Annotated in this window: 24 protein-coding genes and 2 tRNA genes; 16 read left to right on the top strand and 10 right to left on the bottom strand. The window is 48.8% G+C overall.

The window, feature by feature from the left end; all coding sequences use genetic code 11:
• Positions 1-343: 343 nt before the first annotated feature.
• Positions 344-414, top strand: a tRNA-Cys gene (locus AC5RDV_RS09000).
• 21 nt (positions 415-435) lie between these two features.
• A tRNA-Cys gene (locus AC5RDV_RS08995) sits at positions 436-506 on the top strand.
• Positions 507-551: 45 nt separating this feature from the next.
• Here AC5RDV_RS08995 and AC5RDV_RS08990 read toward each other — a convergent pair.
• Complete coding sequence (locus tag AC5RDV_RS08990) at positions 552-1466, bottom strand: AraC family transcriptional regulator (RefSeq protein WP_282748245.1); 915 nt, start codon at positions 1464-1466, stop codon at positions 552-554.
• A 224-nt stretch (positions 1467-1690) separates the two neighbouring features.
• On the opposite strand from AC5RDV_RS08990, the gene AC5RDV_RS08985 reads away from it, so the two are divergent.
• From AC5RDV_RS08985 to AC5RDV_RS08950, 8 genes are all read left to right on the top strand, one after another.
• Positions 1691-2623 carry an aldo/keto reductase gene (locus tag AC5RDV_RS08985; protein WP_282748246.1) on the top strand — a complete coding sequence of 311 codons (933 nt, stop codon included), beginning with the start codon at positions 1691-1693 and terminating at the stop codon, positions 2621-2623.
• A 12-nt stretch (positions 2624-2635) separates the two neighbouring features.
• Positions 2636-3559, top strand: a complete 924-nt coding sequence (locus AC5RDV_RS08980; protein ID WP_282748247.1) for an amidohydrolase family protein — start codon at positions 2636-2638, stop codon at positions 3557-3559.
• Positions 3556-4572: a zinc-binding alcohol dehydrogenase family protein gene (locus tag AC5RDV_RS08975; RefSeq protein ID WP_130892883.1), complete on the top strand. Its 1017-nt coding sequence runs from the start codon at positions 3556-3558 to the stop codon at positions 4570-4572. The genes AC5RDV_RS08980 and AC5RDV_RS08975 overlap by 4 nt, the downstream gene beginning before the upstream one ends.
• A gap of 61 nt (positions 4573-4633) precedes the next feature.
• Positions 4634-7222 (top strand): glycoside hydrolase family 2 protein, encoded by a 2589-nt coding sequence (locus AC5RDV_RS08970; protein WP_345894542.1) that lies wholly within the window; start codon positions 4634-4636, stop codon positions 7220-7222.
• A gap of 32 nt (positions 7223-7254) precedes the next feature.
• On the top strand, positions 7255-8700 hold the full coding sequence (locus tag AC5RDV_RS08965) for a tagaturonate reductase (protein WP_282748249.1): 1446 nt from the start codon (positions 7255-7257) through the stop codon (positions 8698-8700).
• 9 nt (positions 8701-8709) lie between these two features.
• Complete coding sequence (locus AC5RDV_RS08960; RefSeq protein WP_008629200.1) at positions 8710-10197, top strand: UxaA family hydrolase; 1488 nt, start codon at positions 8710-8712, stop codon at positions 10195-10197.
• Positions 10198-10283: 86 nt separating this feature from the next.
• On the top strand, positions 10284-10841 hold the full coding sequence (locus AC5RDV_RS08955) for an NUDIX hydrolase (RefSeq protein WP_130892879.1): 558 nt from the start codon (positions 10284-10286) through the stop codon (positions 10839-10841).
• Positions 10835-11389, top strand: coding sequence for a HEAT-like fold family protein (locus AC5RDV_RS08950; protein WP_282748250.1), 555 nt, complete (start codon positions 10835-10837; stop codon positions 11387-11389). Before AC5RDV_RS08955 ends, AC5RDV_RS08950 begins: the two co-directional genes overlap by 7 nt.
• A gap of 16 nt (positions 11390-11405) precedes the next feature.
• On the opposite strand, the gene AC5RDV_RS08945 is transcribed toward AC5RDV_RS08950, so the two are convergent.
• The 4 genes from AC5RDV_RS08945 to AC5RDV_RS08930 form a co-directional block, all read right to left on the bottom strand.
• Positions 11406-11837: a Fur family transcriptional regulator gene (locus tag AC5RDV_RS08945; RefSeq protein ID WP_040603104.1), complete on the bottom strand. Its 432-nt coding sequence runs from the start codon at positions 11835-11837 to the stop codon at positions 11406-11408.
• A 67-nt stretch (positions 11838-11904) separates the two neighbouring features.
• A complete protein-coding gene (locus tag AC5RDV_RS08940) occupies positions 11905-13845 on the bottom strand; it encodes a heavy metal translocating P-type ATPase (protein WP_428388714.1) in 1941 nt (646 codons plus the stop codon).
• Positions 13846-14149: 304 nt separating this feature from the next.
• The gene (locus AC5RDV_RS08935) at positions 14150-14818 is read right to left on the bottom strand and encodes a bifunctional 4-hydroxy-2-oxoglutarate aldolase/2-dehydro-3-deoxy-phosphogluconate aldolase (protein ID WP_008629215.1); all 669 of its coding nucleotides are present in this window, start codon (positions 14816-14818) and stop codon (positions 14150-14152) included.
• Between the two features lie 28 nt (positions 14819-14846).
• On the bottom strand, positions 14847-15869 hold the full coding sequence (locus AC5RDV_RS08930) for a sugar kinase (protein ID WP_040603127.1): 1023 nt from the start codon (positions 15867-15869) through the stop codon (positions 14847-14849).
• Positions 15870-16081: 212 nt separating this feature from the next.
• Here AC5RDV_RS08930 and AC5RDV_RS08925 point away from each other — a divergent pair, with 212 nt between their 5' ends.
• Genes AC5RDV_RS08925 through AC5RDV_RS08915 form a run of 3 tightly spaced genes read left to right on the top strand, consistent with a single transcriptional unit; the run spans position 16082 to position 19707 of the window.
• Complete coding sequence (locus tag AC5RDV_RS08925; RefSeq protein ID WP_282748252.1) at positions 16082-17161, top strand: LacI family DNA-binding transcriptional regulator; 1080 nt, start codon at positions 16082-16084, stop codon at positions 17159-17161.
• Positions 17162-17189: 28 nt separating this feature from the next.
• Positions 17190-18473: a Na+/H+ antiporter NhaC family protein gene (locus AC5RDV_RS08920; RefSeq protein WP_008627602.1), complete on the top strand. Its 1284-nt coding sequence runs from the start codon at positions 17190-17192 to the stop codon at positions 18471-18473.
• A 58-nt stretch (positions 18474-18531) separates the two neighbouring features.
• Positions 18532-19707 (top strand): MFS transporter, encoded by a 1176-nt coding sequence (locus AC5RDV_RS08915; RefSeq protein ID WP_040602866.1) that lies wholly within the window; start codon positions 18532-18534, stop codon positions 19705-19707.
• A gap of 21 nt (positions 19708-19728) precedes the next feature.
• On the opposite strand, the gene AC5RDV_RS08910 is transcribed toward AC5RDV_RS08915, so the two are convergent.
• The 4 genes from AC5RDV_RS08910 to AC5RDV_RS08895 are packed head-to-tail and all read right to left on the bottom strand — an operon-like array spanning position 19729 to position 22878.
• Positions 19729-20250, bottom strand: coding sequence for an IbrB-like domain-containing protein (locus tag AC5RDV_RS08910; protein ID WP_008627598.1), 522 nt, complete (start codon positions 20248-20250; stop codon positions 19729-19731).
• A complete protein-coding gene (locus tag AC5RDV_RS08905) occupies positions 20237-21535 on the bottom strand; it encodes a DUF3440 domain-containing protein (RefSeq protein WP_008627596.1) in 1299 nt (432 codons plus the stop codon). The genes AC5RDV_RS08910 and AC5RDV_RS08905 overlap by 14 nt, the downstream gene beginning before the upstream one ends.
• On the bottom strand, positions 21532-21936 hold the full coding sequence (locus AC5RDV_RS08900; protein WP_008627594.1) for a hypothetical protein: 405 nt from the start codon (positions 21934-21936) through the stop codon (positions 21532-21534). Before AC5RDV_RS08900 ends, AC5RDV_RS08905 begins: the two co-directional genes overlap by 4 nt.
• A 45-nt stretch (positions 21937-21981) precedes the next feature.
• Positions 21982-22878 (bottom strand): restriction endonuclease, encoded by an 897-nt coding sequence (locus tag AC5RDV_RS08895; RefSeq protein ID WP_494222154.1) that lies wholly within the window; start codon positions 22876-22878, stop codon positions 21982-21984.
• Between the two features lie 269 nt (positions 22879-23147).
• Here AC5RDV_RS08895 and AC5RDV_RS08890 point away from each other — a divergent pair, with 269 nt between their 5' ends.
• Genes AC5RDV_RS08890 through AC5RDV_RS08880 form a run of 3 tightly spaced genes read left to right on the top strand, consistent with a single transcriptional unit; the run spans position 23148 to position 25218 of the window.
• Positions 23148-23927: an RsiV family protein gene (locus AC5RDV_RS08890; protein WP_282748254.1), complete on the top strand. Its 780-nt coding sequence runs from the start codon at positions 23148-23150 to the stop codon at positions 23925-23927.
• Between the two features lie 13 nt (positions 23928-23940).
• Positions 23941-24561 (top strand): 16S rRNA (guanine(527)-N(7))-methyltransferase RsmG, encoded by a 621-nt coding sequence (rsmG, locus tag AC5RDV_RS08885; protein WP_276786525.1) that lies wholly within the window; start codon positions 23941-23943, stop codon positions 24559-24561.
• Positions 24562-24573: 12 nt separating this feature from the next.
• The gene (locus AC5RDV_RS08880; protein ID WP_282748255.1) at positions 24574-25218 is read left to right on the top strand and encodes an MBL fold metallo-hydrolase; all 645 of its coding nucleotides are present in this window, start codon (positions 24574-24576) and stop codon (positions 25216-25218) included.
• Positions 25219-25415: 197 nt separating this feature from the next.
• Here the strand turns inward: AC5RDV_RS08880 and galE are convergent, their stop codons facing one another.
• On the bottom strand, positions 25416-26450 hold the full coding sequence (gene galE, locus AC5RDV_RS08875) for a UDP-glucose 4-epimerase GalE (protein ID WP_008622763.1): 1035 nt from the start codon (positions 26448-26450) through the stop codon (positions 25416-25418).
• Positions 26451-26490: the final 40 nt, after the last annotated feature.

Raw genomic sequence — 26490 nt, 5'->3', positions numbered from 1 at the left:
GGTAAAAAGACGGAATTTGTTCCCCATGGCTTATTCCGTTATCCGTTTTTACATTATTTTTGTCCGATACATTTTATATGGTTCGACTTATGTGGCATGAATATATAGCTTATTTCATTATCGTGGTGGCTTTCTGTTGGGTGGGAAGGCGCGTTTACCAGTTCATACGTCATCCGGAAGACTCGTCGGCATGTGCAAGTTGTACGGCAGACTGTAAATTGAGGGGGTTGAAACGACCTACAAGGAAAGAAAAACGGAGAAACTGCACCAAAAAAGAGGAAAATGCGCATAAATAATTGCGGTTTTCAAAAAAAGTTGTACCTTTGCAACGCAAAACGGAAATGGTTCCCTGACCGAGTGGTTAGGTAGCGGTCTGCAAAACCGTCCACAGCAGTTCGAATCTGCTGGGAACCTCTTCCAAGATGCAAAGATGTTGGTTCCCTGACCGAGTGGTTAGGTAGCGGTCTGCAAAACCGTCCACAGCAGTTCGAATCTGCTGGGAACCTCTTGACAAGAAAGCCGTTTCAAGTAGAAACGGCTTTTTGTATTCCCTATTCCAAATTCGGGTTCTTTTCATGGGGTTTGTATTTTCCGTCAGTTGCCGATTGCGATTTGGCTTCCCTGCGGTATTCGTTAGGTGTCATGCCGGTAATCTTCTTGAAAACCCTGTTGAAATAAGAGAAGTCCTCGAAACCGACCAGATAGGAAGTTTGTTTTACCGGAAGGTCGTTCGTGACAAGCAATAACTGAGCTTTTTCTATTTTGCGTTGAATGATGAAATTGGCAGGAGTCGTTCCCGTTTCCTTTTTGAAGATACGGATAAAGTAGTTTTTAGATACACATAATGTTTCTGCCACTTTGTCGATGCAGAGGTCGTCCGAAATGTGATTGCGGATATAGGTGATGGCTTTTCTTATCCGGTCGTCCGTCACCACGGATTTAAGATGAGCCGTCCTGAAAAAGGGGGCAAGCAATTGGTAGACAATACCGCGCGAAATCATTTTGTTATAAAGCGGTCTCTGTTTGTTCTTTAATAAGTTGGATGCCAATGTGGAACTGTTGTCATAAGTAGTGGGATCGGATTTGCTCAACTTCATCGTCGGATTCAAGGAGTATAGTTCCTGGAAGATAGAACGTTCAAGGGAACCGGCCTGGATTTCCTCCGGCAGGATCCAATCTTCCAAGAACAAGCTTTTGGCCTGAGGGTCTTCATAAATGTGGGCATAGTAATGGGCAAAAGATGAGGTGCATTCATAACTGTGCGTAGTAAATGCGGGAATAAAGTACATGTGCCCTTCGCGAAGCTGCACGGTATGGTCGGGCAATATGACTTTGGCCGTACCTTCTATGACATAATAAAGGCGAGCAAAAGGGCTGCTCACGTTTTTCCAATTCCAATCTGCATTATGCAGGGCCAGTCCCACATTAAGGACAAAAGGGTGAAAATTGTCTATGTTAAATTCCATGGCGTATAAAATGAATTCAAAGATGGTAATAATATTCATTATTTTGCCCCCCGACAGTTAAATTATCATAAAACAGTTTTGTCCTATAAGATTTAGCCGATATTGTTCTTATTAAAGGCTATAAAGTCCAATAAGAACAATATGTTTTCACCTACTTTTGCATAAGCTATTTATGGTGCAAACAACATGATGAAAGAAATGACATCAATAAAAAAGATTCTATTATGAAATATTCATATTTAGGAAAAACGGGAATGAAAGTGCCCGTATTGAGTTTTGGTGCCTCTTCATTGGGAGGTGTGTTTCGCTCTGTCAGCGAAGCAGAAGCGATTCGTGCCGTATTTACGGCGATAGAACATGGTATGACCTTCATCGACGTGTCGCCTTATTACGGTCACACGAAAGCCGAGACGGTATTGGGAGAGGCTCTGACGGAATTGCCCCGGGAATCGTTCCTTTTGTCTACCAAAGTCGGACGTTACGGTGCAAATGGGGTGAACCTTTGGGACTATTCCGCTCAAAGGACTCGGGAAAGCGTTTTTGAAAGCATGGAACGGCTACATGTGGACTACATCGACCTTATTAATGTGCATGACATAGAGTTTGCAGATCTTTCCCAAGTAATAAACGAGACCTTGCCGACATTGGTGGAACTACGGGAGAAAGGACTCGTTGGCCATGTAGGAATCACCGACCTACAGCTCGAAAACCTGAAATGGGTCATCGACCGTGTGCCGGAGGGGACAGTGGAAAGCGTGCTCAATTTTTGCCATTATTCGTTAAACGATGACCGGTTAGCCGATTTCTTGGATTACTTCGAGGCAAAAGGAATCGGAGTCATCAACGCATCTCCATTCTCTATGGGGTTGTTGTCGCAGCGTGGTGTACCGGAATGGCATCCGGCTCCGGATGCATTGGTCGAAGCTTGCCGCAAAGCCTCGGACTATTGTCTGTCACAGGGTTATCCTATAGAAAAGTTAGCGATTCAGTTTTCGGTCAGCAATCCTCGTATTGGTACCACCCTTTTCAGTTCTGCCAATCCGGACAACGTGCTCAAGAATATACAATATATCGAGGAGCCGATAGATTGGAATTTGGTAGCCAAAGTGAAAGAAATCATCGGAGACCAACAACGTGTAACGTGGAAAAACACATAAAACCGGAAAGAGATGGAATATACAATCATTGATGCCCATTCCCATTTATGGCTCAGACAAGATACCGAAGTCGACGGGCTGCCCATCCGCACCCTCTCGGGAGGCAAATCGCTTTTCATGGGAGAAGTCCGGCAAATGCTCCCGCCTTTTATGACGGACGGAAGAAACACGGCTGAAGTGTTCCTCTCTAACATGGACTATGCGCAAGTCAGTGCCGCCGTGGTCACACAAGAATATATCGACGGCATACAGAACGATTACCTGATGGACGTACAGGCCCGTTACCCGAATCGCTTTTTGGTATGCGGTTTGTGCGAGTTCCGCAAACCGGGATTTCTGGCGCAGGCCAATGAACTGATAGGAAAAGGATTCAAGGCCATCAAGGTTCCGGCCAACCGCTTGGTTTTGTCCACAGGCAGGATTCCGTTGAACGGCGACGAAATGATGGCCATGTTCCACCTCATGGAGGGACACCGGATCATCCTGTCGATAGACATGTTGGAAGGCGACACCCAAGTGGAGGAGTTGAGAGACGTGATTACGGAATGCCCGGATCTGAAGATTGCCATCGGACATTTCGGGATGGTGACTTTTCCCGGTTGGATGGAACAAATCAAATTGGCACGTTATCCCAACGTATTCATAGAGTCCGGTGGCATCACATGGCTTTTCAACGATGAGTTTTATCCTTTCAAAGGAGCCGTGCGTGCCATCCGGGAAGCTGCCGGACTCGTCGGGATGGAAAAATTGATGTGGGGATCGGACTATCCGCGCACCATCACGGCGATAACCTATCGCATGTCCTACGACTTTGTTGTAAAGAGCAATGAGCTGAGCGATGAGGAAAAATCCCTGTTCTTGGGAGGCAATGCAAAAACTTTCTACGGCTTCGGTGCCTTGCCCATATTACCTTATATTAAAAACATGTCAGAATGAAAGCATTTCAGATTATATCGCCGCTTCATACGGCTTTAAAGGAAATAGAAGCGCCTGCCTGCCGGACGGGCGAAGTATTGTTACGTATCCGTTATGTGGGTTTCTGCGGCTCAGACCTCAACACCTATTTGGGGCGGAACCCGATGGTACGGATGCCTGTCATCCCCGGCCATGAAGTGGGCGCTACGATAGAAGCTGTGGGCACGGATGTCCCCGACTTTCTGCGCCCGGGACAGAATGTCACCGTCAATCCTTACACGAATTGCGGCAAGTGTGCCGCTTGCCGCAACGGGCGAGTCAATGCTTGTGAACATAACGAGACTTTTGGCGTACAACGGGATGGCACCATGACGGAATTCGTGGCCGTGCCTTGGCAGAAAGTCGTAACGGCCGACGGGCTTTCCGCCCGCGACTGTGCTTTAGTGGAACCCATGAGCGTGGGCTTCCATGCCGTGTCGCGTGCTCAAATTACGGACATAGACACGGTCATGGTCATCGGCTGCGGCATGATTGGCTTGGGGGCTATTGTCCGTGCAGCCCTGAGAGGGGCAAAGGTGATTGCCGTGGATTTGGATGACGAAAAGCTTGAGGTGGCGCGTTCCTTGGGGGCTACCTGCCTTCTCAATTCCAAAACGGAGGACGTGCATGCCCGGCTGATGGAATACACCGGAGGCTTAGGCCCGGACGTAGTGATTGAGGCTGTGGGCAGTGCGCCGACATACGTCATGGCCGTTCAGGAAGTATCCTTCACCGGACGTGTAGTGTATATCGGATATGCCAAAAGCGATGTCTCTTTCCAGACGAAGTTGTTCGTACAGAAGGAGTTGGACATACGTGGTTCGAGAAACGCATTACCGGAAGATTTTCGCGCCGTGGTCCGTTATTTGCAACAAGGACGCTGCCCGGTGGACAAGCTCGTTACCCGTGAGGTCTCCCTTGAACAAGCCGGGAAAGCGTTACAGCAATGGGCGGATGAACCGTCTAAGGTTTTCCGAATCTTGGTGAAGTTTTAAAAAGATTTACATTCATCTAAATGTTGGATTTATGTATAAAAGAAATATTCAATTATATATAATGAGAACCATTTGTATCATTTGTTTGCTAGTACATGTACTGTGCTTTCAAACAGCTTGTACAATTCTCAGTGAGACTCCCCGCGAAACAACCAACATCAATAATACTTGGAAGTACGCCCAAGGCGATTACACAGGAGCTGAACAAGTAGATTATGATGACAGCTGTTGGGAAAACATTGGTATTCCTCATTCTTTCAGCATACCCTACTTTATGGCAAAAGATTTCTATGTGGGGTATGGGTGGTATCGGAAACATTTGCAACTGGATGAAAAGGATTTGACGAAAAAGCTCTTCTTGGAGTTTGACGGTGTGTTCCAAGATGCGGAAGTTTTTGTTAACGGGAAATTAGCAGGCAGGCATGTGGGAGGATATACGGGCTTCTCAATAAATATCTCTGATTGTGCAAAGGTTGGTGATAACATGGTAGCGGTTCGGGTAAATAATTTATGGCAACCGGATGTAGCCCCCCGGGCAGGCGAACATGTATTCAGTGGAGGTATTTATCGCAATGTACGGTTAGTGAAAAAAACTCCCGTACACATTGCTTGGTATGGTACGTTTGTAACCACTCCGGAGTTAGAGGAACAGGATGGAAAAAGCTCATCGGTAAAAATTGAAACGGAATTGTGTAATGACAGCGATGAACCGGGAACCTACCGCTTGGAAACGCGTATTCTCAATGAATGGGGAGAAGAAGTGGCGGTAACGGAAACCACGGGAAGATTGGCCGCTAACGAGTGTAAGGTGTGGATGCAACAGACAGAACCGATTCAGGAACCTAAACTGTGGACACCTCAGACCCCTATCCTGTACAAAGCGGTTAGTTCGCTCTATAAAGATGATGAGTTACTGGACTGTATGGAAACCCCGTTTGGTTTCCGATGGCTCAAATGGACAGCCGACAAAGGTTTCTTTCTAAACGGTAATCGCTTGGTTATTCAAGGTGCCAATGTGCATCAAGATCAGGCCGGTTGGGGAGACGCTGTGACGGAAAGTGCCGCCCGGCGGGATGTGGCGATGGTAAAGGAGGCCGGATTTAACTTTATCCGTGGCTCACATTATCCACATGCTCCGTTTTTTGTTCAGGCTTGCGATGAACTGGGTCTTCTGTTCTGGTCGGAAGCTCCTTTTTGGGGCATAGGTGGATATGGAGAGGACGGTTCATGGAGTAGTAGTGCCTATCCGGTGGATAAAACTCATACGGCTGCATTCGAAGAAAGTGCCTTGCTGCAATTAGAGGAGATGATACGCATTCACCGTAACCATCCGTCCATTGTGGCGTGGAGTGTGTGTAATGAAGCCTTCTTCACCGCCCCGGAGGCTATGGATGGCATGCGCGGATTGTTGCGGAAAATGGTAAATCGAGTTCATCAGTTAGATCCGACACGTCCAGCAGCCATTGGAGGCGCCCAACGTCCTATCGGGGAAGGACGCATTGACCATATCGGAGATGTGGCAGGCTATAATGGTGACGGGGCCATTATTCCTGACTTCCAAAATCCGGGCATTCCCAACATTGTTTCCGAATATGGTTCCGAAATCTCGTCAGACCGCCCTGGAGAATATAACGCGAAGTGGGGATGCATAAAGCAGAATGAAGGGTGGAAAGGGTATCCTTGGCGCAGCGGACAAGTTAGTTGGTGTGCTTTTGACCACGGCAGCATAGCCGGAAGCATGATGGCCAAGTTGGGCATTATCGATTATTTCCGCATTCCAAAACGTTACTGGTACTGGTATCGCAATGAATATGCAGGTATTGCTCCACCGGAATGGCCGATAGATAGTGCGGCTGCAAAACTGAAATTGGAAGCTAGTGGTACGATTGTAAAAACGGACGGCACGGACGATGTACAGTTGTTGGTTACGGTATGTGACGTTTCGGGCAAATGGGTCAGCCAGTCGCCCGACGTGGAATTGCGTATTGTATCTGGTCCGGGTGAGTTCCCAACAGGACGTTCCATCCGTTTTGAGGCTGACAGCGACATCCGCATCATGGATGGGCAAGCCGCTATCGCCATGCGTTCCTACTATGCAGGCAAAACTATAGTAGAAGCCACGTCCGAAGGTTTGGAACCGGCACGGATTACGATTACGTTTGAGGGTGGTGAGGAATATAAAGAAGGAGTAACTCCGATAGTAGAACGTCCCTATAAACGTTATGTACGTGAGGGGAAGACGGAAGTTATACAAACTTTCGGGCGAAACAATCCTACTATTACCAGCAGCAACGCAAATGAACATACTCCCGGCATGGCTTCCGATGGAAATATTCGGACTTATTGGAAGGCTTCAGCGGAGGATAAATCGCCTTTCTGGACAGTTAATACGGAAAAGGGCTTGCAATTAAAGGAAATCCAACTGCATTTCCCCGATGAAGCGGCTCGCCGCTATATAGTGGAGGCATCACATGATAACAACACATGGGAAGTACTCTGTGACAAGAGTCAGAATATGCAAACAGAACAGAACCTGTTGTTGTCATTCTCTGAGGAAGTCCCTACCGGCCGTTTTGTCCGTATCCGTTTTTTGGAAAACGACAAGGCTGCATTGACGGAAGTGATTGTGAAAGGGATTGTTTTGGAATAAGAGAAATACAGGTCAATTAAATAAATGTATCTATGTTGGAATTGAATAAAACAACGGCCTCCAAGAGTGAAAGGCCAGAGAGAATCATACAGTTTGGCGAAGGCAATTTCCTGCGCGCTTTCGTGGATTGGATTATATCAAATATGAATGAGCGCAGTAACTTTAACGGCAGCGTGGTCGTGGTGCAACCTATCGAAAAGGGCATGGTGGATGTGCTCAACCGGCAGGATGGCCTTTACCACGTCAACCTGCAAGGGCTTGAAAACGGGCAGGTGGTAAACTCATACCGCCTGATAGATGTCATCAGCCGTGCGCTTAACCCCTATAGCCATTTTGACGAGTATATGAAACTGGCCGAGCAACCGGAAATTCGTTTTGTCGTTTCCAATACGACCGAGGCCGGCATCACATTCGATCCGGCTTGCAGGCTCGACGACCGTCCGGCTGCCTCTTACCCCGGAAAACTGACGCAACTGCTCTACCATCGTTTCCGTCATTTCCGTGGCGACAAAAGCAAGGGGCTGCTTATTTTTCCCTGCGAGTTGATTTTCCAGAACGGGCATCATCTGAAAAGAATCATCCGACAATATATCGACCTCTGGCAGCTTGGCGAGGATTTTGCGGCATGGTTCGAAGGGGCATGCGGCGTGTATGCCACGTTGGTGGACCGTATCGTGCCGGGCTTTCCCCGTAAGCACATCGAAGAGATTCAGGAAAGGCTGCAATACAAAGACCAGCTCGTCGTACAGGGCGAGGCATTCCACCTTTGGGTCATCGAAGCTCCGGAAAATGTGGCACAGGAGTTTCCGGCTGCGGAATGCGGCCTGAACGTACGCTTTGTGCCCGACGAAGAACCTTACCACCGGAGAAAGGTGACCTTGCTGAACGGGCCTCATACGCTACTCTCCCCCGTGGCATATCTTTCCGGAGTAGACATCGTGCGTGATGCCTGCCAAGACCCGGACGTGGGGCGGTATATCCACAAAGTGATGTTCGACGAACTCATCGAGACGATAGACTTGCCACAGGAAGAACTCCGGACGTTTGCCAACAGCGTGATGGAACGGTTTACCAACCCGTTTGTAGACCATCAGGTCACGTCCATCATGCTGAACGCCTTCCCTAAGTTCGCCACGCGGGATTTGCCGGGACTGAAAGAATACCTCAGGCGCAAAGGCACGCTCCCGTCCGGAATCGTGTTCGGCCTGGCAGCCCTGATTATTTATTATAAAGGTGGCAGCCGCGAGGATGGTACTCCGATTGTCCCGTCCGACTCCCCCGACATCATGGCACACGTGGCCTGCTTGTGGCAGGACGGCGACGAGCAAAAGGTGGCCACTGGCGTGTTGGAACGTACGGATTGGTGGGGTGAAGATTTGAACCGGATACCCGGATTGGGCGGACTCTTGGCACGTTACCTGAAAGACATCCGCTTACAGGGCATGCGGGAGGCACTGAAACACATGTTGGATTCATAGGATTTCTTTATGTTGAAATATATTATCATTCATCCGGCGGACAATGTGGCCGTGGCTTTGCAACCGTTGGAGGAGGGAGAAAGCATCACATACGGGAGCACGATTGTCAAGGTGAGGGAGCAGGTTCCGGCCGGCCATAAAGTCTCGTTCGCCCATATTGCCGCCGGACAGGACGTTATCAAGTATGGCAGCCCCATCGGGCATGCCACGGAAACGATAGAGCCAGGCCGGTGGGTGAACGAGCGGATGTTGCGTACCAACCTGAAGGGGATATCGGATTACCAGTACCGACCTGTACACATCCCGTGTTACCGCCCCGACCGACTGCAGACTTTCTCGGGGTATGCACGCCGGAACGGTGAAGTGGGCATCCGTAACGAATTATGGATTATCCCCACTGTGGGATGCGTCAACGGCGTGGCCGAACGTTTGGCGCGGATGCTCGAAAAGGAAACCCGTGCCGAAGGAATAGACGGCATCAGGGCTTACACGCATAATTACGGGTGTTCGCAATTAGGAGACGACCACGAGCATACGCGCCTCATCCTGCGCGACATGGCACTCCATCCCAATGCCGGCGGCGTATTGATAATCGGCTTGGGTTGCGAAAACAACCAGCCCGACGCATTCCGTGCCTTACTTGGAGACTATGACACGGAGCGCATACGCTTTATGGTCTGCCAACACGAGGAGGACGAGATGGAGAGCGGGATGACGATTCTCCGGGATTTATATGCCCGGATGGTGGGAGACAGCCGGACGGAAGTGCCGATGGGGAAACTGAAAATAGGACTCAAATGCGGAGGTTCCGACGGCTTTTCCGGCATTACGGCCAATCCGCTTTTAGGATGTTTCTCAGACTACCTCGTGGCACAAGGGGGCACCACGGTGCTTACAGAGGTGCCTGAAATGTTCGGTGCCGAAACGCTTTTGATGGCGCGTTGCAAGGATGCGGCGGTTTTCCGGAAGACCGTCTCGCTCATCAATGGTTTCAAGGACTATTTCATCAGCCACGGGCAACCGGTCTTCGAGAACCCCTCGCCGGGAAACAAGGCCGGGGGGATTTCCACCTTGGAAGAAAAGTCATTGGGATGTACGCAGAAATCCGGGACGACTGCCGTGTGCGACGTGTTGGAATATGGAGAAACCTTGTCTTCTCCGGGACTGAATTTGCTGAGTGCTCCCGGCAACGACCTTGTGGCCAGTACCGCTTTGGCGGCCTCCGGATGCCATATCGTGCTGTTCACGACCGGACGCGGCACGCCTTTCGGTACGTTTGTGCCCACCGTGAAGATTTCGTCCCACACCGGATTGGCGGAGAAAAAGTCTAATTGGATAGATTTCAATGCCGGCACGTTACTGGAAGGAGAACCCATGCCACTCGTATTGGAACGCTTCACGTCTTTCGTCCTCGACGTGGCCAGTGGGCGGCAGACGTTGAACGAAGAGAACGGTTATCACGAAATTGCTATTTTCAAGTCCGGCGTTACCCTATAAACCGGAATCATGCTTCCGGAAGATTTTCGCTTTCCGGAAGCTTTCTTTAAAGAAAAGACTTACCTTTGCGTAGTAAATAGCTTGATATGACGGACGACAAAGATAAACAATGGACGGTTTTGGAGAGTGAATACCTCATCCGTCGCCCCTGGCTGACTGCCCGGCGCGACAAGGTGAGGCTTCCCAATGGCGTGGAAAATGACGAATACTACGTGTTGGAGTATCCGGATTGGGTCAATGTGATAGCCTTGACCGAAGATGGAAAATTTATCATGGAAAGGCAATACCGTCATGGATTGCAGTGGACCGGTTATGAGATATGTGCCGGGGTGTGCGAAGAAGGGGAAACGCCGTTGGAATCCGCTCAAAGGGAACTGCACGAAGAAACGGGATTCGGTGGCGGGGTATGGGCGCACTTGATGACCATTTCGCCCAATACGTCTTCCATGAACAACCAATGCCATTGTTTTGTGGCACGGGGAGTGAAACGCATGTCGGCTCCCCACCGGGAAGCCACCGAGGACATCAGCGTGCATTTCCTAACCGTGGAGGAAGTGCGCAGCCTCTTGCAGCACAACGAAATCAAGCAGGCGTTGATGCTCGCTCCGTTATGGCGTTATTTTGCAGAGCACCATCTATGGTAGGTCAGGCTTCATCCGCTTCCGAATGGCAGGACATGCTGTCCGGTCGCCTTCCTATGCGGGAAGTCCGCGCCTGTGGGAAACGCTTGGCATACGATGGCATGTTCCGCGACACGCTGTACCGTATCATGGCGGATGGCGACAGCCGCATGGCGGAAAATGCTGCATGGATTTTCACGTATGCGGATACCGACCTTTTGCCAAGCCTCCCGCCGCACTACGTGGACACGTGGATGGAACGTGCCATGGATACCCGGAGCGAAACGCTCCGCCGCCTGTTGCTCACGCTCATTTCCCGTTCTGTGCTCCCCCACCCGTTCCGTACGGATTTCTTGGACTATTGCCTTATCGGCATGTCTTCTTCCCGGTATCCCTATAGCGTCCGTGCACTTTGTATGAAACTGGCCTATAAATTATGCCTCCCCCATCCAGAGTTGCTGGACGAATTGAAGTCAAATCTCGAAATCATGGAACCGGATCTTCTTCCGCCCTCATTGCGCAGTGTGCGCTGCCGTGTCATGGTTGGTATTGTTTCCCAAAAACGAGGATAAGGCTATTGACAAAATGTCAGTCTTTATCTATACGGGCCGCACATGCCGGACACAGTCCTTTGAGTACATAATTCACCCCGTGCAGGACGAATCCTTCCGGTGCCTGCACCACCGGGACCGCCTGACTCCGGAAACAGAAAGCCCGATGGCATCCTTCGCAATAGAAATGTACGTGTTGGTCGCTCACCGAACAAGTGCAATCGTCGCTGCATACCGCATATTTCAGTGCGCCTGACCCGTCATCAATGGCATGAATCAGGTGATGGTCCAGAAACAGCGAGATGGTGCGGAATATGGTGGATTTATCCACGGTTTGCAGTTTTTCTTCCAAGTCGGGTTGTGACACGGCACGGTTCATTTCCATCATCGTACGGAGAATAAACAGGCGGATGGCTGTGGGTTTCACGTTCCGTAAATTCAGTTTATGCAAATAGATGTCTTCTTCCATAATGTATATGCCTCCAATATAACCATGGGATAAAGGTACGTGCTTTATCCCATAGTATGGCGATGGTTTAATCTTTTTTATCACTCAACAGCCGGACGGCATTCAGAATGGCCAACAAAGCCACACCCACGTCGGCAAAGACGGCTTCCCACAAGGTGGCCGCACCGAAAGCACCCAGTACCAGTACAAGCAGTTTCACTCCGAGGGCACCGATGATGTTCTGCCACACGACGGCTCGTGTGCGGCGACCTATGCGAATGGCTTCGGCTATCTTCGACGGTTGGTCGGTTTGCAGGATGATGTCGGCCGCTTCGATGGCCACGTCGCTTCCCAACCCGCCCATCGCAATGCCTACCTTGCTGACAGCCAATACGGGCGCATCGTTCAGTCCGTCGCCGACGAAAGCCACACGCGCATGTTCTTCTGTTTGGAATTCTTCGATATGCCGCACTTTGTCCTCCGGCATCAGGTCGCCGAAATAACGGGAAATCCCTAATTGTCCGGCCAGTTTGCCCACCAATGCCGACTTGTCTCCGGATAAAATGCAGAGGTTGCGGATGCCCAGGCCATGGAGAGCCGCCACGGCACGGGATGCGTCGGGTTTCGGCTCGTCGGCCAACAGCAGGTAGCCGGCATAGCGTCCGTCGAGGGCCACAACCACAATCGTGTCGGGAATGTGAAGGATGTCTTCGGGATAAGCCACTTGGTTTTGAGCCAATAATGCCGCCTTCCCGACTAAAAGTTCGCCTCGGTCGGTCATGGCGCGCAGACCTAATCCGGCCCGTTCTTCCGTATTTCTTACCGCAGGAAGCGTTATGGCCTGTTGTTTGGCATATTCACCAACGGCACGGGCTATGGGATGGTTGCTTCCGGATTCCGCCGCTGCGGCCCATGCCACCAGTTCGTCGGCTGTGAGGCCGCCGGAAGGATGTATTTCCTGCACCCGGAAGACGCCGCAGGTCAGTGTGCCGGTCTTATCGAATACTACGGCATCTATATGGGTAATGGCATCCAGATAGTTACTGCCTTTGAACAGGATTCCCCGGCGTGAGGCAGCCCCGATTCCTCCGAAATAGCCCAACGGTATGCTGACCACCAATGCACAGGGGCAGGAAATGACGAGAAAGACCAACGCCCGGTAGAGCCATGCATGAAAATCGTAGATGAAACCGGGATGCCATGAGGCATAAAGCCAAGGCAACACGACCAACAGTGCGGCAAGTATCGTGACAGCCGGAGTGTAGACACGGGCAAACCGGCGGATAAACTGTTCGGTGGGAGCTTTGCGTGAAGCCGCATGCTGTACCATGTCGAGGATACGTGACAGGGCGCTGTCGGTATAGCCGCGTACAGTGCGTAATCTGACGACCCGTTCGGTCGGTATCATACCGGCCAGTACTTCTTCGTCTTGTCCAATCATGCGCGGCACGCTTTCGCCGGTCAATGCGGCGGTATTGAAAGCGGTTTCAGGCTCCAACAACACACCGTCCAAGGGGACGCGTTCGCCTGTCTTGACTTCAATCTCCTCTCCTACCCCCACGGTTTCCGGTGCCACCGTCTGCCATTGCCCGTCGCGCCGCACGGTGGCAGTCTGCGGCCGCACGTCCAACAACGACTTGATATGGCTCCGGGCTTTGTCCACCGCACGGTCCTGAAACATCTCTCCCACGGCATAAAAGAGCATGACCGCCACAGCTTCCGGATATTCTCCGATATAGAAAGCGCCGAGCGAGGCCGACAGCATCAGCGTAAATTCATTGAAAAAGTCCTTGTGGCGAATGGTTTCCCACGCCTCTTTCATGATGGGGAACGCTACGGGCAACCACCCCACGAAAAACCAACACAGCCGTACCCATGAAGGGCGAAAAAAGGCAGTGTCCATGCTTTGACATGTGATGCCGCTGATCAAAACTGCGAAAGAAAACCACAGACACAGGTTGGTTTTCCGATTGTTTTCCGTGTGGCAGATGCCGTGACCGCACCCACAGGTATGTGCTTTTGTTTTCATTATATGGCTTTTTTATGATTTCTATGGCAAAGTTATCCGGTTTTCCGTGCAACTTGGTTGCATAAAACATTTCGGCTAATGGAATAGCACACTTCCCATGTATACAAAAAATGCGGCTTTTCACAAAGCCGCATACATTAACCTAAAATTTTAATAATTATAAAAAGTTAACCTGTGCCACGTTTTTCACAAGACATGACACCCACATCTAAAAACATTAAAACCAAGGTATGCGGTTTTCGCAAATCACATACCACAAAATTAACCAATTGTATTACTCATAAAAATCTAATGTCCTTTGTCATTATATACGCGCTTCGGCAATATAGCCCAAAGCCTCTTTACATTTGTCGGTAATGTATTGCCAATTCCCGGCAGCAACTTCTTCTTTCGGGAACAATTTGGAACCCATCCCCACACAGTAGACTCCGGCTTTGACCCATGCGGTCAGGTTCTCTTTCGTAGGAGCCACGCCGCCCGTCACCATAAGCTTGGTCCATGGGCAGGGTGCCATCATCCCTTTCACGAAAGCCGGGCCGTACACGTCACCGGGGAAGAGCTTGCAAAGGTCGCAGCCCAATTCCTGTGCCTTGCCGATTTCCGATACTGTGCCGCATCCCGGACAGTAGGGCACCAAACGGCGGTTGCATACCGGTACGATGTCAGGATTGAACAACGGCCCTACCACGAAGCAAGCTCCTAACTGGATGTAGAGGGCTGCTGTAGGGGCATCCACAACGGAACCTATGCCCAAAGCCAGTTCCGGGCATTCCTTGGCAGCGAATTTCACGCATTCTGCAAACACATCCTGGGCAAAATCGCCACGGTTGGTGAATTCAAATGCGCGCACGCCACCATCATAGCACGCCTTGATTACTTTCTTGGCCGTTTCGGCATTGGAATGATAGAATACGGGAACCATGCCGGTTTCCCCTATTTTTTGCATGACTGCAAGTTTATCGAATTTTGCCATATCTTTTTCTTGTTATCGTTGGACGGGTTTATCTTTGTACACGACCGTTGGCAGAACCTCCGGCCAAAGCTGCCACTTCTTCGGCGGATACCATGTTGAAGTCGCCCGGAATTGTGTGCTTCAAAGCCGAAGCCGCTACGGCAAACTCCAACGCCTCGCCTTGGGTCTTCATTGTCAGCAAGCCGTGAATGATGCCTCCTGAGAAAGAATCGCCTCCTCCGACACGGTCGATGATGGGGTCTATGTCGTAACGTTTGGACACATAGAACTCCTTACCGTCGTATATCATGGCTTTCCACCCGTTGTGAGTGGCCGAGATGGATTCACGCAAAGTGGAAATGACGTACTTGAAACCGAACGTGTCCATCATGCCTTTGAAAATGCCTTTGTAACCCTCGGCTTCCGTGCTGCCCCCTTCTACGTCCGCATCCGGCTTGAAGCCCAGACAAAGTTCTGCGTCTTCTTCGTTGCCGATGCATACGTCCACGTATTGCATCAGAGGCTTCATAATGCTTTGGGCTTTCTCCGATGTCCAAAGCTTCTTGCGGAAATTGAGGTCGCAGGAAACGGTCACGCCGTGCTTTTTGGCTGCAATACATGCCTGGCGCAAACATTCGGCACTGGCATCTGAAATGGCCGGTGTGATACCGCTCCAATGAAACCAGTCGGCACCTTCCATGATGGCATCGAAATCGAAATCGTCCGGGCAAGCCTCTGCAATAGACGACCCTGCACGGTCGTAAATGACTTTGGACGGACGCATGGAGGCTCCTGTTTCCAGATAATATATTCCCACGCGCTGACCGCCACGGGCGATGAAATCAGTGTGTACGCCATAACGGCGCAAGGCATTTACGGCAGCCTGACCTATTTCATGCTTGGGCAGTTTGGAAACAAAGTAGGCCTCATGTCCATAATGGGCACAACTTACGGCTACGTTGGCTTCCCCGCCCCCGTAATTAATATCAAATGTGTCTGTCTGTACAAAACGAGATTGTCCGGGTGTAGACAAACGGAGCATGATTTCTCCCATCGTTATTATTTTTCCCATACCTGTATTTTGGTTATTGTTAGCCTTGGTTTTTACTGTTAACCCACACAATTTATTTTTTTGATATGCAAAAATAGATATTTTTTCCGTAAGGCGTTCTTTTTTACGGAAAAATAAATCAAAAAAACGAGTTTTTGTTTTTTTCATACCTTGCGTACCATTAAAATAACGTATCTTCGTACCATTTCGTTTCTCGAATAAGAAAGAGTATTATGTGGGAAGTCCATTCGTCAGATAAAATCAGAATCAAAGATATAGCCGAACGTTCCGGCGTTTCGGTAGGTACAGTAGACCGTGTGTTGCATAACCGTCCCAATGTCTCGGGTAAGGCGAGAGCCAAAGTGGAAGCTATATTGAAGGAAATCAATTATCAGCCTAACATGTATGCCAGTGCCTTGGCATATAACCGTAAATATACGTTTTGCTGCCTGCTTCCCGGTCACGACAGGAATGCTTATTGGACCAACGTGGAAAAAGGGTTGCGGCAGTGCATTCTTAATCGGGGCGATTTCCACCTTTCGTTGATTACGGAGTATTATGACCAGTTTGAAGGTAGTTCTTTTGCCTCTGCCGCCGAGCGTATTTGGGATAAAAAGCCGGACGGGGTGGTCATTGTCCCACAAAATTTCGATGTGACCCAGACGTTTTGCCGCCGGTTACAGGAACAGGACATTCCATTTGTCTTTTTGGATTCCAATGTTCCCGAGGTAGAGCCGTTGGCTTTCTTCGGACAAGATTCCTTGAAGAGTGGTTATTTTGCCGGGCGCATCTTCATGATGCAGGCCGGCGGACACGCCCGGCGCATTTTGTTGATGAAGCTCATGTCGAAAGGGCGTGTGGCCTCCCGTCAGCAGGAATACCGCGAGGTGGGTTTCAGGGAATACATGACGACATATTATCCGGATTGCGAAGTAGTGGAGCTTTCCCTGCAACTTGACGGAGAGGACGGATACGAAAGCAGGATACGTGCATTTTTGGATGAACATCCGGACATCCGGCATTGCATCACGTTCTGTTCCCGCGCATACATTTTGGGAGAATACTTTCAACATAACAGCTTGAAAGATTTCCATTTGTTTGGCTACGACATGGTGGGACGGAATGTGGAATGCCTCAAACAAGGCACTATCGATTTTCTTATTGCCCAACATCCGTGGAAACAAGGCTACAACAGCGTGAAGGCGCTGTTCAACCATATCGTGTTGAAGAAAGCCGTACAGCAATGCAATTACATGCCGCTTGAATTGTTGACGGCTGAGAATTATATTTATTATACGGCCGACGAGAAATGACCGGCCGTCCACATGTAAACGTTGCGAAATGTCTATAAATGGAAAAAGTGTGGCAGCCATCAGTCCACTGCTCGTTTTCGTGCTCCTTTATCTCGTGACTAGCATTATCGTTCGTGACTTCTATAAAGTACCTATCACGGTGGCTTTCATGGTGTCGTCCGTCTATGCGGTCGCGACCATGCGTGGCGTTCCGTTGGAAGAGAGGGTAAAGGTATATTCCCAAGGAGCCGGTTCGCCGAACCTTATGCTGATGATATGGATTTTTATCCTTGCAGGAGCTTTTGCCGCATCGGCCAAAGCCATGGGGGCTATCGACGCGACGGTGAACCTTTCCCTGCAACTCTTGCCGGAGAACCTGCTGTTGGGAGGCATTTTTCTGGCAGCTTGCTTCATCTCGCTTTCCATAGGGACTTCTGTCGGTACGATTGTGGCGTTAACGCCTTTGGCGGCAGGTATAGCCCACGAGACAGGGACAGGTCTTCCGTTGTTGGTAGCTATCGTAGCCGGAGGAGCTTTTTTCGGCGACAACTTGTCGTTCATATCCGATACGACTATTACGGCTACCCGTACGCAAGGATGTAAGTTGAGCGATAAGTTTAAAGTCAATTCACAAATCGTCATGCCTGCAGCCGCCATCGCGTTCGCATTGTATATATTTATGGGAGTACATATCCACGCACCGCAACAACTGCCTGAAGTGGACTGGATTAAGGTGGTTCCTTATATGGTGGTGTTGGTTACGGCCGTTGCGGGAATGAACGTCATGATGGTTTTAGTGCTCGGGTTGGTATTGAGCGGTGTGGTTGGCGTTTTTACGGGTACATACGATTTGTTCGGTTGGTTTGCTGCCATGGGAGAAGGCATCACCGGAATGGGGGAACTGATTATCATTACGATGATGGCGGGCGGACTGATGGAAACCATCCGCTACAACGGAGGTATAGATTATATCCTACACGCACTGACCCGGCATATACGTTCCAAACGCGGGGCGGAATTAAGCATAGCGGCATTAGTGAGCGTTATCAATTTGTGTACGGCTAATAACACGGTAGCCATCATCACGGCAGGCCCGTTGGCCCATGACATAGCCGGAAAGTACGGAGTGGATAAGCGCAAAAGCGCAAGTATCCTGGATACGTTTTCTTGTTTTACGCAAGGGCTGATTCCATACGGGGCACAGCTCCTGATGGCTGCCGGGTTGGCATCCATCAACCCGATAGACATCATACCTTATTTATATTATCCGTTCATCATGGGGGCTTGTGCGCTGCTGAGCATACTGTTCCGTTACCCGAAAAAGTATTCCTGACGTGGATGAATGCCCAGTTGGATTGTGGGGAAAAACTATCAAAAAAAAGAAAAAGCCGATGAAATTTGAATTAAAGGAAAATGCCGGCCTTCCGGCGCATATACTGTGGACATTGGCCATCGTGGCCGGCATCTCCGTAGCGAACCTGTATTACAACCAACCTTTGCTGAACCTTATGCGGGCTGATTTGGGCATCTCGGACTTTCAGGCTAATCTGATTGCCATGATAACGCAAGTTGGGTACGCGCTTGGTTTGCTCTTCATCGTACCGCTCGGTGATTTATATCGCAGGAAAAGAATCATATTAATCAATTTCATCCTGCTCGTCTTTGCTTTGTTGGCCATGGCGGTGGCTGAAAGTATTTATACGGTTTGGACAGCTTCTTTAGTGACGGGTATTTGTTCCATGATTCCTCAAATATTTGTTCCTATAGCTTCCCAATACTCCCGTCCTGAACATAAGGGGCGCAATGTAGGAGTGGTCATTTCCGGCCTGCTTACCGGCATCTTAGCCTCCAGAGTGATCAGCGGTTGGGTGGGAGAACTGTTGGGATGGCGCGAGATGTACTTTATTGCTGCCGGACTGATGTGCATCTGTGCCTTCGTCGTCCTGAAGGTACTTCCCGACATACGTCCTACGTTCGAGGGGCGATACAGTACTTTGATGAAATCCCTGTTCCACCTTCTACGGGATTATCCAGCTCTTCGTATTTATTCCATACGGTCGGGATTGGCCTTCGGATCGTTTCTGGCGATGTGGTCATGCTTAGCTTTCAAGATGGGAAGCGCGCCGTTTTATGCCGACAGCGATGTGATTGGCGGACTGGGGTTATGCGGAATCGCCGGGGCACTCACGGCTTCTTTCGTAGGGAAATATGTGAAACGTGTAGGCATACGTAATTTTAATTTCATCGGTTGCAGTCTGATTCTGTCGGCATGGGCTTCATTGTATTGGGGTGGAAACAGTTATGTCGGTATCATTGCCGGAGTTCTGCTTATCGATATCGGCATGCAATGTATCCAACTCAGCAATCAAGCCAGTATCTTTGAACTGTGCCCCTCGGCCTCCAATCGTGTCAATACCATTTTCATGACCACTTACTTTGTAGGCGGTTCCATGGGGACTTTTCTGGCCGGAAGTTTCTGGCACATCGGCGGATGGGCAGGTGTGACCGCAGTCGGCGTTTTGCTGACGTTATGCTCTCTTTCCATCACATTGCGTTCCAAGAAATAATAAGGAATTTCATCCGTAGGATTATTCTTCCAACCAATCATCCGAGGGGCTGAAAGCCTTGTCGGCAAAAAGTTCTGCCAACCCCGATATTTGTTTCAACCGCAGAAGTTCGTCCTTGTCCATCCCTATATTGCGTATGATCCAACTGTCCGACATTCCGGATTTGGTCAGTTCAGACACGATATGGCTCATTAATTCCACCGAATGCATGCCGCGGGCCCGGTTGTGCCGTATGGTAGATGCCATGCGTTCCGAAAGGTCTTTGTCGATAACGGAAACAGGAAGCAACCCCTTCTCCCGTTCATAAATGCGTGGTGAAGTTTTCATGACTTGGTAACGATGGAATCCGTCTACGATTTCATACACGTCTTCTTCTTTCCGGTAATAACATACGCAGGGCATGGTGTAACCGTCTTCCCATATTGAGAGTTCCAGAAGTTTCATTTCGGGAGGGGCCACTATGTTGGGATTATATTCGTTTGCCACAACCTTTTCGATAGGCACCGCAATAATATTGTATACCGGGCTTTTATATTTGTCCATGTTCTAACGATTTATATTTCTTCATTACTCTTTCGCGCAGTTCTTTTTCCTGCTTGGTTTGTGCAAATCCCATGTATTTACACGTATGGTCGTTTTTCAATATACAGATACACATACGTTTATAGGTCGGTATCTCCTTAAATTCAGGGATGTCGATGTCATCCAGATATTCCATTCTTACCGGTTGTTTGTCCGTATGGTAGGCCGTTTTCTCTCCGAGGGCAAACTCCACACCGGCTTCGCGCAACTTTTGTATCGTCTCTTCACTCAAGCATCCTCCCCGCTTACGCCAGAAACGGATGCTTACGTCCAGTTTGTTGAGATAGTTCTGCCGAGTGGATTCCGGGAGCGTGTCTAAGAGGAAATACATATATTCTTGCCAAGAAAAGCCGGGAGGACATTTAATCATCCTCCACCCCATTGCCATGGTACGGCCATACATACCTGCGAAGTTTACTCCGTTGACTCTGCCTAACATTTTTCCCCAAGTGTCCGGGTCGATGATGCGATAAACTTTCAACGCCGAGATGGCTTGGGAAATAAACGGACTGGCCACACGTTGGTGAGCGATAGGAATTCCGGCTTGATAGTATAAGTCATACAAATGGTTGTACGTCCATTTGAATTTTCCGTTGGCCGTCCAGATATCTGTGGTTTTCCAGTCGTAAATGGGATATGCGTTGTATATGTGATGGTCGAGCCTGTGAGTCCATTTATAATAGGCCAAACGTTTGTAGTTTCTGTCACTGTGGATGCTTCTCCATCGGTTAAAGCTCTCTTGCGTGCGTATCCCCACCAAGCAACAGACACGCTTGCATTTCTTTTGCATACGTAACCATGGGGCAAAAAGGTGTTGGAAATCATAGTCCCATAGTTCCTCGTTGAAAAACTCGAAGTCTTTGGCCGTATAGCAATCTTTGGGCTTTTCCCGAACCCAGATGTCACGCTTGCTCTCCTCCCACGGACGCCAATAAGATTGGTACATGGAAGTACAAGTGGAAACTTTAAAAGGAACGCAACAGTGGTATACCTCCAGCATATCAGGATGGGAAGCCATGGTTTGTTCCACATATTCCGTAGTTTGCCGGTACTGTGCCTCGTAATCCATGTGGAATACTCCAAGCTTCCGGCCCGGTTCATGCTTTCGAAGGTAGTCGATACATAAGTTTAAAAGCACGCCACTATCCTTACCTCCGGAAAAGGATACATATACATAGTCGAAATAATCAAAAATGATTTTTAATCTCCGTTGCGTGGCTTCGTATACATTTAACTGGCGTATCATATTTCAGGGACAGGAATATACTCCATTTTATCATAAAGAGTCAGTTGCTTATCTGTTCGGAATTGATTTTGCCGGAAAGCTTCCGTATGACGTTTATGCACTAAGGCCGTCAGTAAAGAGTCGGCTTCCAAATCGTCGATGACATGATGTAACAAAGCATCAATCGTTTCCGTACGGTCTCCTTGTATGTAATAATTATCTATATGGTAATTCTTTTCATTTTTCTTCAAGGGGATGAATCCGACGATTACTCCGTCCGATATGGCGATATACCACAAGTAGCGGTTGGAGGTTTTAAAGGGATAATTATTATTCTGTCTTAAAATGGCCGGGTTCATGACCAGAGGTCCCACAAGTGGATACAGTCTGGCATCCACCCCGTTCAAACGCATTATCTCCATGCTTACAGGTAATTTTGTCCGACGTTCACTTATTTCCTTTTATTTTCATTCTTCCGACTCGAAAAAGTCGATATCTATTCGTTTCACCTCAAAGGTGTTGGCAGTAAACACCCCGATATTATAATCTATCATGTATTCACACAGTTGATTCCCATCTATCAACACGATTTTGATATTGTTCTGCGGTTTAAATTCCCGTGCTCCCCGACTGAACGAGGATGTGGTAATGAATATCCCTTTGGTGGCTCCTTTGCCGGCCAAAGCACCGACAAATTTTTGTACTTCGGGGCGTTCCACTACGTTATTCCAACGTTTAGCCTGGATATAAATGTTGTCCAGACCGAGTTTATCTTCTTTGATGATACCGTCTATGCCTTCATCCCCACTCTTTCCTACCACCATGCCCGCAGCCTCGTTTAAAGAACCGCCGTATCCCATCGCTACCAGTAATTTGATAACCAAGGCTTCGAAGAAGCCCGGGTCTTTTTTTAAGATACGCTCCAACAAATCTTGCGCCAATATATTGCGTAACTTCTTATATTCCTCTTCCATGATGATGTCCGGTGTCTGTATGGCACACTCAGATTCCTGTCTGGAATTCCGTTTCGGTTCACTGTTTCTGTTGGATAAAGCAATCCATTCCTTATAAGCCGGATAGTTGAAAAGCAATTTCATATTAATATGCTCCGGACGAGTTTGCAACAGGTGCAATCCCGCCTCCGTAATTCTATATTGTGCACGTTGAGGAGTTTCTAGCAAACCGGCTTTTTGCATGTGGGTTTTGGCCCATCCTACGTTACTTCTGAAACGCGTGGTCCTATTGCTGGGTAACATTTCCTTTACATCGGTTTCCGTCAGATGAAACTCTCTGATAAGTGCGTTTTGTATTTCTGTCATTGAATGGACGCTGCCGTCTTCTAATTTCCGAAGAAAAGGCAGCATGCAGGATTGGAAGTCCGGTATCATTGTTTATCGCTTGTTATATAGTGTCCAAAAGTACGAATATTTTTTCAGAAATCCATCGTATTTTTGCTACAAAAAGCATTTGTCTTATGATTTATCGGTAAAAGCGATATGTTGCGTAAAAGGCGGAAGCCGACAAGAGGTAGCCCGGTACAGTTCCATCAGAAAATTGCGTTTTCATTTGCCTCTGCGCCCGCCTTTCACTACCTTTGCATTCATAACAGGCTTTTGGGATGAAATACGGAAAGATGAGTAAATATATATACGGCCTTGCTTTTGCCATGGCTTTTTTATGTGCATGCCGAGGTGAAGATGGAAGTTGTTCGTTGTCCTTTCAGCAATTAAAAGTTGAGAAGACCATACCATTGGACAGCAGCGAGCACTCGCCTGCATGTAGAGTTATCATAGAGGCGGATGAGATAAACGACACGACCCGTGCCGCCCGGAACATGAACCGAACCATTGCCTTTCATCTGTTTGGAGGGATGCACCGTTCGTTCGCCTCGACCGCCGATTCGTTCTGTCTGACGTACGCGGAGCAATACCGGAGAAATTTGACCGATTTATACAAAGCCGACCGGCAAAGCGGCATCAACTCCTCGTGGTACGATTACAAATATCGGATAGCCACGGAACACAAAGACGGGCTGAACGGATATTTGTGTTATCTGATTCATAAAGTAAAGTACGAGGGAGGAGCACGCGACTATCGGGAGGAACAATGTTTGAATTTCGATACAGAAACGGGTGAGTTGGTGAAGTTGGAGGACGTGTTGCCCCCTGCTTCCTTGGCCTTGCTTCCTTCCTTGTTGGCAGACGAACTCCTGAAAACGTACGGTTGCCGCAACCGGGAAGAACTGCAGGATAAAGGCATACTACGGCTTACCGACATTTACATTCCCTTGAATTATGAACTGGGAAAAGAAGGTATTACTTTCATTTACAATGCCGACGAGATAGCTGCGTATGAAGTCGGGGCTATCAGGCTGACTTTGCCGTACAGTAGGTTGGAAACCCATACGAAATAAAAAATAAAGATATATGGAGCTGATTTTAAAATACTTTCCGAAACTTTCGGAAAAACAGACAGAACAATTCCATCAGTTGGACGCGCTCTATCATGACTGGAATGCTAAAATCAATGTCATTTCTAGGAAAGACATCGACAATCTGTATGAACATCATGTATTGCATTCCTTGGGAATTGCCGAATTCACCCGTTTCAAATCCGGCACTGAGATTATGGATTTGGGGACGGGAGGCGGATTTCCGGGGATACCCCTCGCCATCATGTTCCCCGACTGCCATTTCCATCTGGTGGACAGCATCGGTAAGAAAATCAAGGTTTGCATGGAAGTGGCTAGGGAGCTCGGGTTGGAGAATGTGACTTTCCGCCATTGCCGGGCAGAGGAAGAGAAGGCCAAATTCGATTTTGTGGTAAGCCGTGCCGTCATGCCGTTGGCAGATTTGGTCAAAATTATACGCAAGAATATTTCTCCCGTGCAGCACAACGCCATCCCCAACGGCCTTATCTGCCTGAAGGGGGGCGAATTGGAGAAAGAGACGAACCCGTTGAAGAACCGCACAATGGTTACCCCGTTGAAAGAGTTCTTTACGGAAGAATATTTTGCCACCAAGAAAGTGGTGTACGTTTCACTTTAAAGGATAGGAAAGATGCTAGACATAAAAAAAATTCCGGTAAACATGTTGGAAGAGAACTGCTACGTCGTGAGCGACGACACCCGTGAAGCCGTAGTCATAGATTGCGGTGCCCTTACCGACGATGACCGCAGGCAGATTATGGATTATATTGAAAACCGTCGTTTACAGGTCAGGCATCACCTTTGCACCCACATGCACTACGACCACTGTTTCGGGGCCGCATTCATTTGGGAGACCTTTCATGTCGGTCCGGAGTTCAACCGGGCAGACGAACCTATATATAAAGGTATGGGAGCGGAGATATTCGGACCGTTGGCACAGGTGATGAACGAAGGGCTTACTCCTGCGGCAGCGCGTTACCTGACGGAGGGAGATGACATCTCGTTCGGACATCACACGTTAACCGTCCTGAATACTCCCGGACATACCCCCGGGGGCATTTGTTTTTACTGCGCTGCAGAAAAAGCCGTATTTGTCGGCGACACTTTGTTCTATTGCAGCGTTGGACGAACGGATTTCCCCGGCGGGGACAGTGAAGTCTTGTGCGAGAGCATCAGGAACAAGCTGTTTACTCTGCCGGAAGATACCCGTGTCTATCCCGGGCACGGGCCACACACTGAAATCAGATTCGAGAAGACTCACAATCCATATGTATAAACGAAAAACTCTCTTCCGACTCACGTCGGAAGAGAGTAACAACACAAACACAAAATAAAACACGACAAAACTATTGTGCACACTAACCTGTCTTAAATTATTCAAAGCGTGATATTCCCGACTATTCACATATTGGAAATACCAACTGGATTAATGCGCAATTACGCATAAAGCGTCTTCTGTGTCCTTTATTTTATTTACATTATTCCTTTTTCGCGCAATACGCATTGCCATTTCCAAGCGGAGGCCAACACGTCCTCCAATGGAGTTTCGGCTTTCCAACCCAACACTTTATTGGCTTTGTCCACATTGCCCCACACCTTTTCGATGTCACCGGCACGGCGTCCTACGATCTTATAATTCAATTTCACACCGGTAGCTTTCTCAAAAGCATTAATCAATTCAAGCACGGAAGTACCCGTACCCGTACCGATGTTGTAAACCTCCACCGGTTCGGTAGTCTGGTCTTCCATGATGCGCGTCATGGCGCAAACATGTGCCTTAGCCAAATCCACTACATAAATATAATCACGGATGCAAGAGCCGTCCGGCGTGTCATAATCGTCTCCGAACACACTTAATTCCTTACGGATACCCATGGCCGTTTGTGTCAGGTAGGGAATCAGGTTCTGAGGCACGCCGTTCGGCATTTCTCCGATAAACGCTGTGGGGTGCGCACCAATCGGGTTAAAATAACGCAACAAGATGGCTTTTATCGGAGAGCCACTCTTGATGGTGTCCGCTATGATTTCCTCGTTAATCTGTTTGGTATTGCCGTATGGGCTTTCCGCCTTTTTGATGGGGGTCTCCTCTGTGGCAGGTAGCACATCCGGTTGGCCGTATACGGTACATGACGAAGAGAAGATGATACCCTTCACATCATACTTCGGCATCAACTGCAACAGATTAATCAGGGAAACGATATTGTTATGATAATACAGCAACGGTTTCTGTACGCTTTCACCTACAGCCTTGCTCGCTGCAAAATGAATGATACCGCTAATTTTCGGATATTTTTTGAATACCGACTCGGTGGCGTCGAAATCGCGCAAGTCTACTTTCTCAAAAGCCGGACGAATGCCGGTAATCTTTTCGATACCATCCAATACATCTTCACGTGAATTCGAGAGGTTGTCCACGATGACTACGTCATAACCAGCCTGCTGGAGTTCCACCGTCGTGTGTGAACCGATGAATCCGGTACCGCCTGTCACTAAAATTGTCTCTTTCATATTAGTAAGCTTCGATTTTTTGTTTTTGTAACAATAGCAA

Source organism: Paraprevotella sp. (genome assembly GCF_986071375.1).
Note: the sequence above shows the minus strand (reverse complement) of the source record. Positions and strands in the feature narration are given on the sequence as shown.

Excerpts from the sequence above, each read along its gene's own strand:
- AC5RDV_RS08980 (WP_282748247.1), top strand. The coding sequence starts at position 2,636 with ATGGAATATACAATCATTGATGCCCATTCCCATTTATGGCTCAGACAA.
- AC5RDV_RS08880 (WP_282748255.1), top strand. The coding sequence starts at position 24,574 with ATGCTAGACATAAAAAAAATTCCGGTAAACATGTTGGAAGAGAACTGC.
- AC5RDV_RS08905 (WP_008627596.1), bottom strand. The coding sequence starts at position 21,535 with ATGATACGCCAGTTAAATGTATACGAAGCCACGCAACGGAGATTAAAA.
- AC5RDV_RS08895 (WP_494222154.1), bottom strand. The coding sequence starts at position 22,878 with ATGCTGCCTTTTCTTCGGAAATTAGAAGACGGCAGCGTCCATTCAATG.
- AC5RDV_RS08965 (WP_282748249.1), top strand. The coding sequence starts at position 7,255 with ATGTTGGAATTGAATAAAACAACGGCCTCCAAGAGTGAAAGGCCAGAG.
- AC5RDV_RS08985 (WP_282748246.1), top strand. The coding sequence starts at position 1,691 with ATGAAATATTCATATTTAGGAAAAACGGGAATGAAAGTGCCCGTATTG.
- AC5RDV_RS08945 (WP_040603104.1), bottom strand. The coding sequence starts at position 11,837 with ATGGAAGAAGACATCTATTTGCATAAACTGAATTTACGGAACGTGAAA.
- rsmG (WP_276786525.1), top strand. The coding sequence starts at position 23,941 with ATGGAGCTGATTTTAAAATACTTTCCGAAACTTTCGGAAAAACAGACA.
- AC5RDV_RS08890 (WP_282748254.1), top strand. The coding sequence starts at position 23,148 with ATGAGTAAATATATATACGGCCTTGCTTTTGCCATGGCTTTTTTATGT.
- AC5RDV_RS08935 (WP_008629215.1), bottom strand. The coding sequence starts at position 14,818 with ATGGCAAAATTCGATAAACTTGCAGTCATGCAAAAAATAGGGGAAACC.
- AC5RDV_RS08970 (WP_345894542.1), top strand. The coding sequence starts at position 4,634 with ATGAGAACCATTTGTATCATTTGTTTGCTAGTACATGTACTGTGCTTT.
- AC5RDV_RS08940 (WP_428388714.1), bottom strand. The coding sequence starts at position 13,845 with ATGAAAACAAAAGCACATACCTGTGGGTGCGGTCACGGCATCTGCCAC.
- AC5RDV_RS08900 (WP_008627594.1), bottom strand. The coding sequence starts at position 21,936 with ATGGAGATAATGCGTTTGAACGGGGTGGATGCCAGACTGTATCCACTT.
- AC5RDV_RS08960 (WP_008629200.1), top strand. The coding sequence starts at position 8,710 with ATGTTGAAATATATTATCATTCATCCGGCGGACAATGTGGCCGTGGCT.
- AC5RDV_RS08920 (WP_008627602.1), top strand. The coding sequence starts at position 17,190 with ATGTCTATAAATGGAAAAAGTGTGGCAGCCATCAGTCCACTGCTCGTT.
- AC5RDV_RS08950 (WP_282748250.1), top strand. The coding sequence starts at position 10,835 with ATGGTAGGTCAGGCTTCATCCGCTTCCGAATGGCAGGACATGCTGTCC.
- AC5RDV_RS08975 (WP_130892883.1), top strand. The coding sequence starts at position 3,556 with ATGAAAGCATTTCAGATTATATCGCCGCTTCATACGGCTTTAAAGGAA.
- AC5RDV_RS08990 (WP_282748245.1), bottom strand. The coding sequence starts at position 1,466 with ATGGAATTTAACATAGACAATTTTCACCCTTTTGTCCTTAATGTGGGA.
- AC5RDV_RS08955 (WP_130892879.1), top strand. The coding sequence starts at position 10,284 with ATGACGGACGACAAAGATAAACAATGGACGGTTTTGGAGAGTGAATAC.
- AC5RDV_RS08925 (WP_282748252.1), top strand. The coding sequence starts at position 16,082 with ATGTGGGAAGTCCATTCGTCAGATAAAATCAGAATCAAAGATATAGCC.
- AC5RDV_RS08930 (WP_040603127.1), bottom strand. The coding sequence starts at position 15,869 with ATGGGAAAAATAATAACGATGGGAGAAATCATGCTCCGTTTGTCTACA.
- galE (WP_008622763.1), bottom strand. The coding sequence starts at position 26,450 with ATGAAAGAGACAATTTTAGTGACAGGCGGTACCGGATTCATCGGTTCA.
- AC5RDV_RS08915 (WP_040602866.1), top strand. The coding sequence starts at position 18,532 with ATGAAATTTGAATTAAAGGAAAATGCCGGCCTTCCGGCGCATATACTG.
- AC5RDV_RS08910 (WP_008627598.1), bottom strand. The coding sequence starts at position 20,250 with ATGGACAAATATAAAAGCCCGGTATACAATATTATTGCGGTGCCTATC.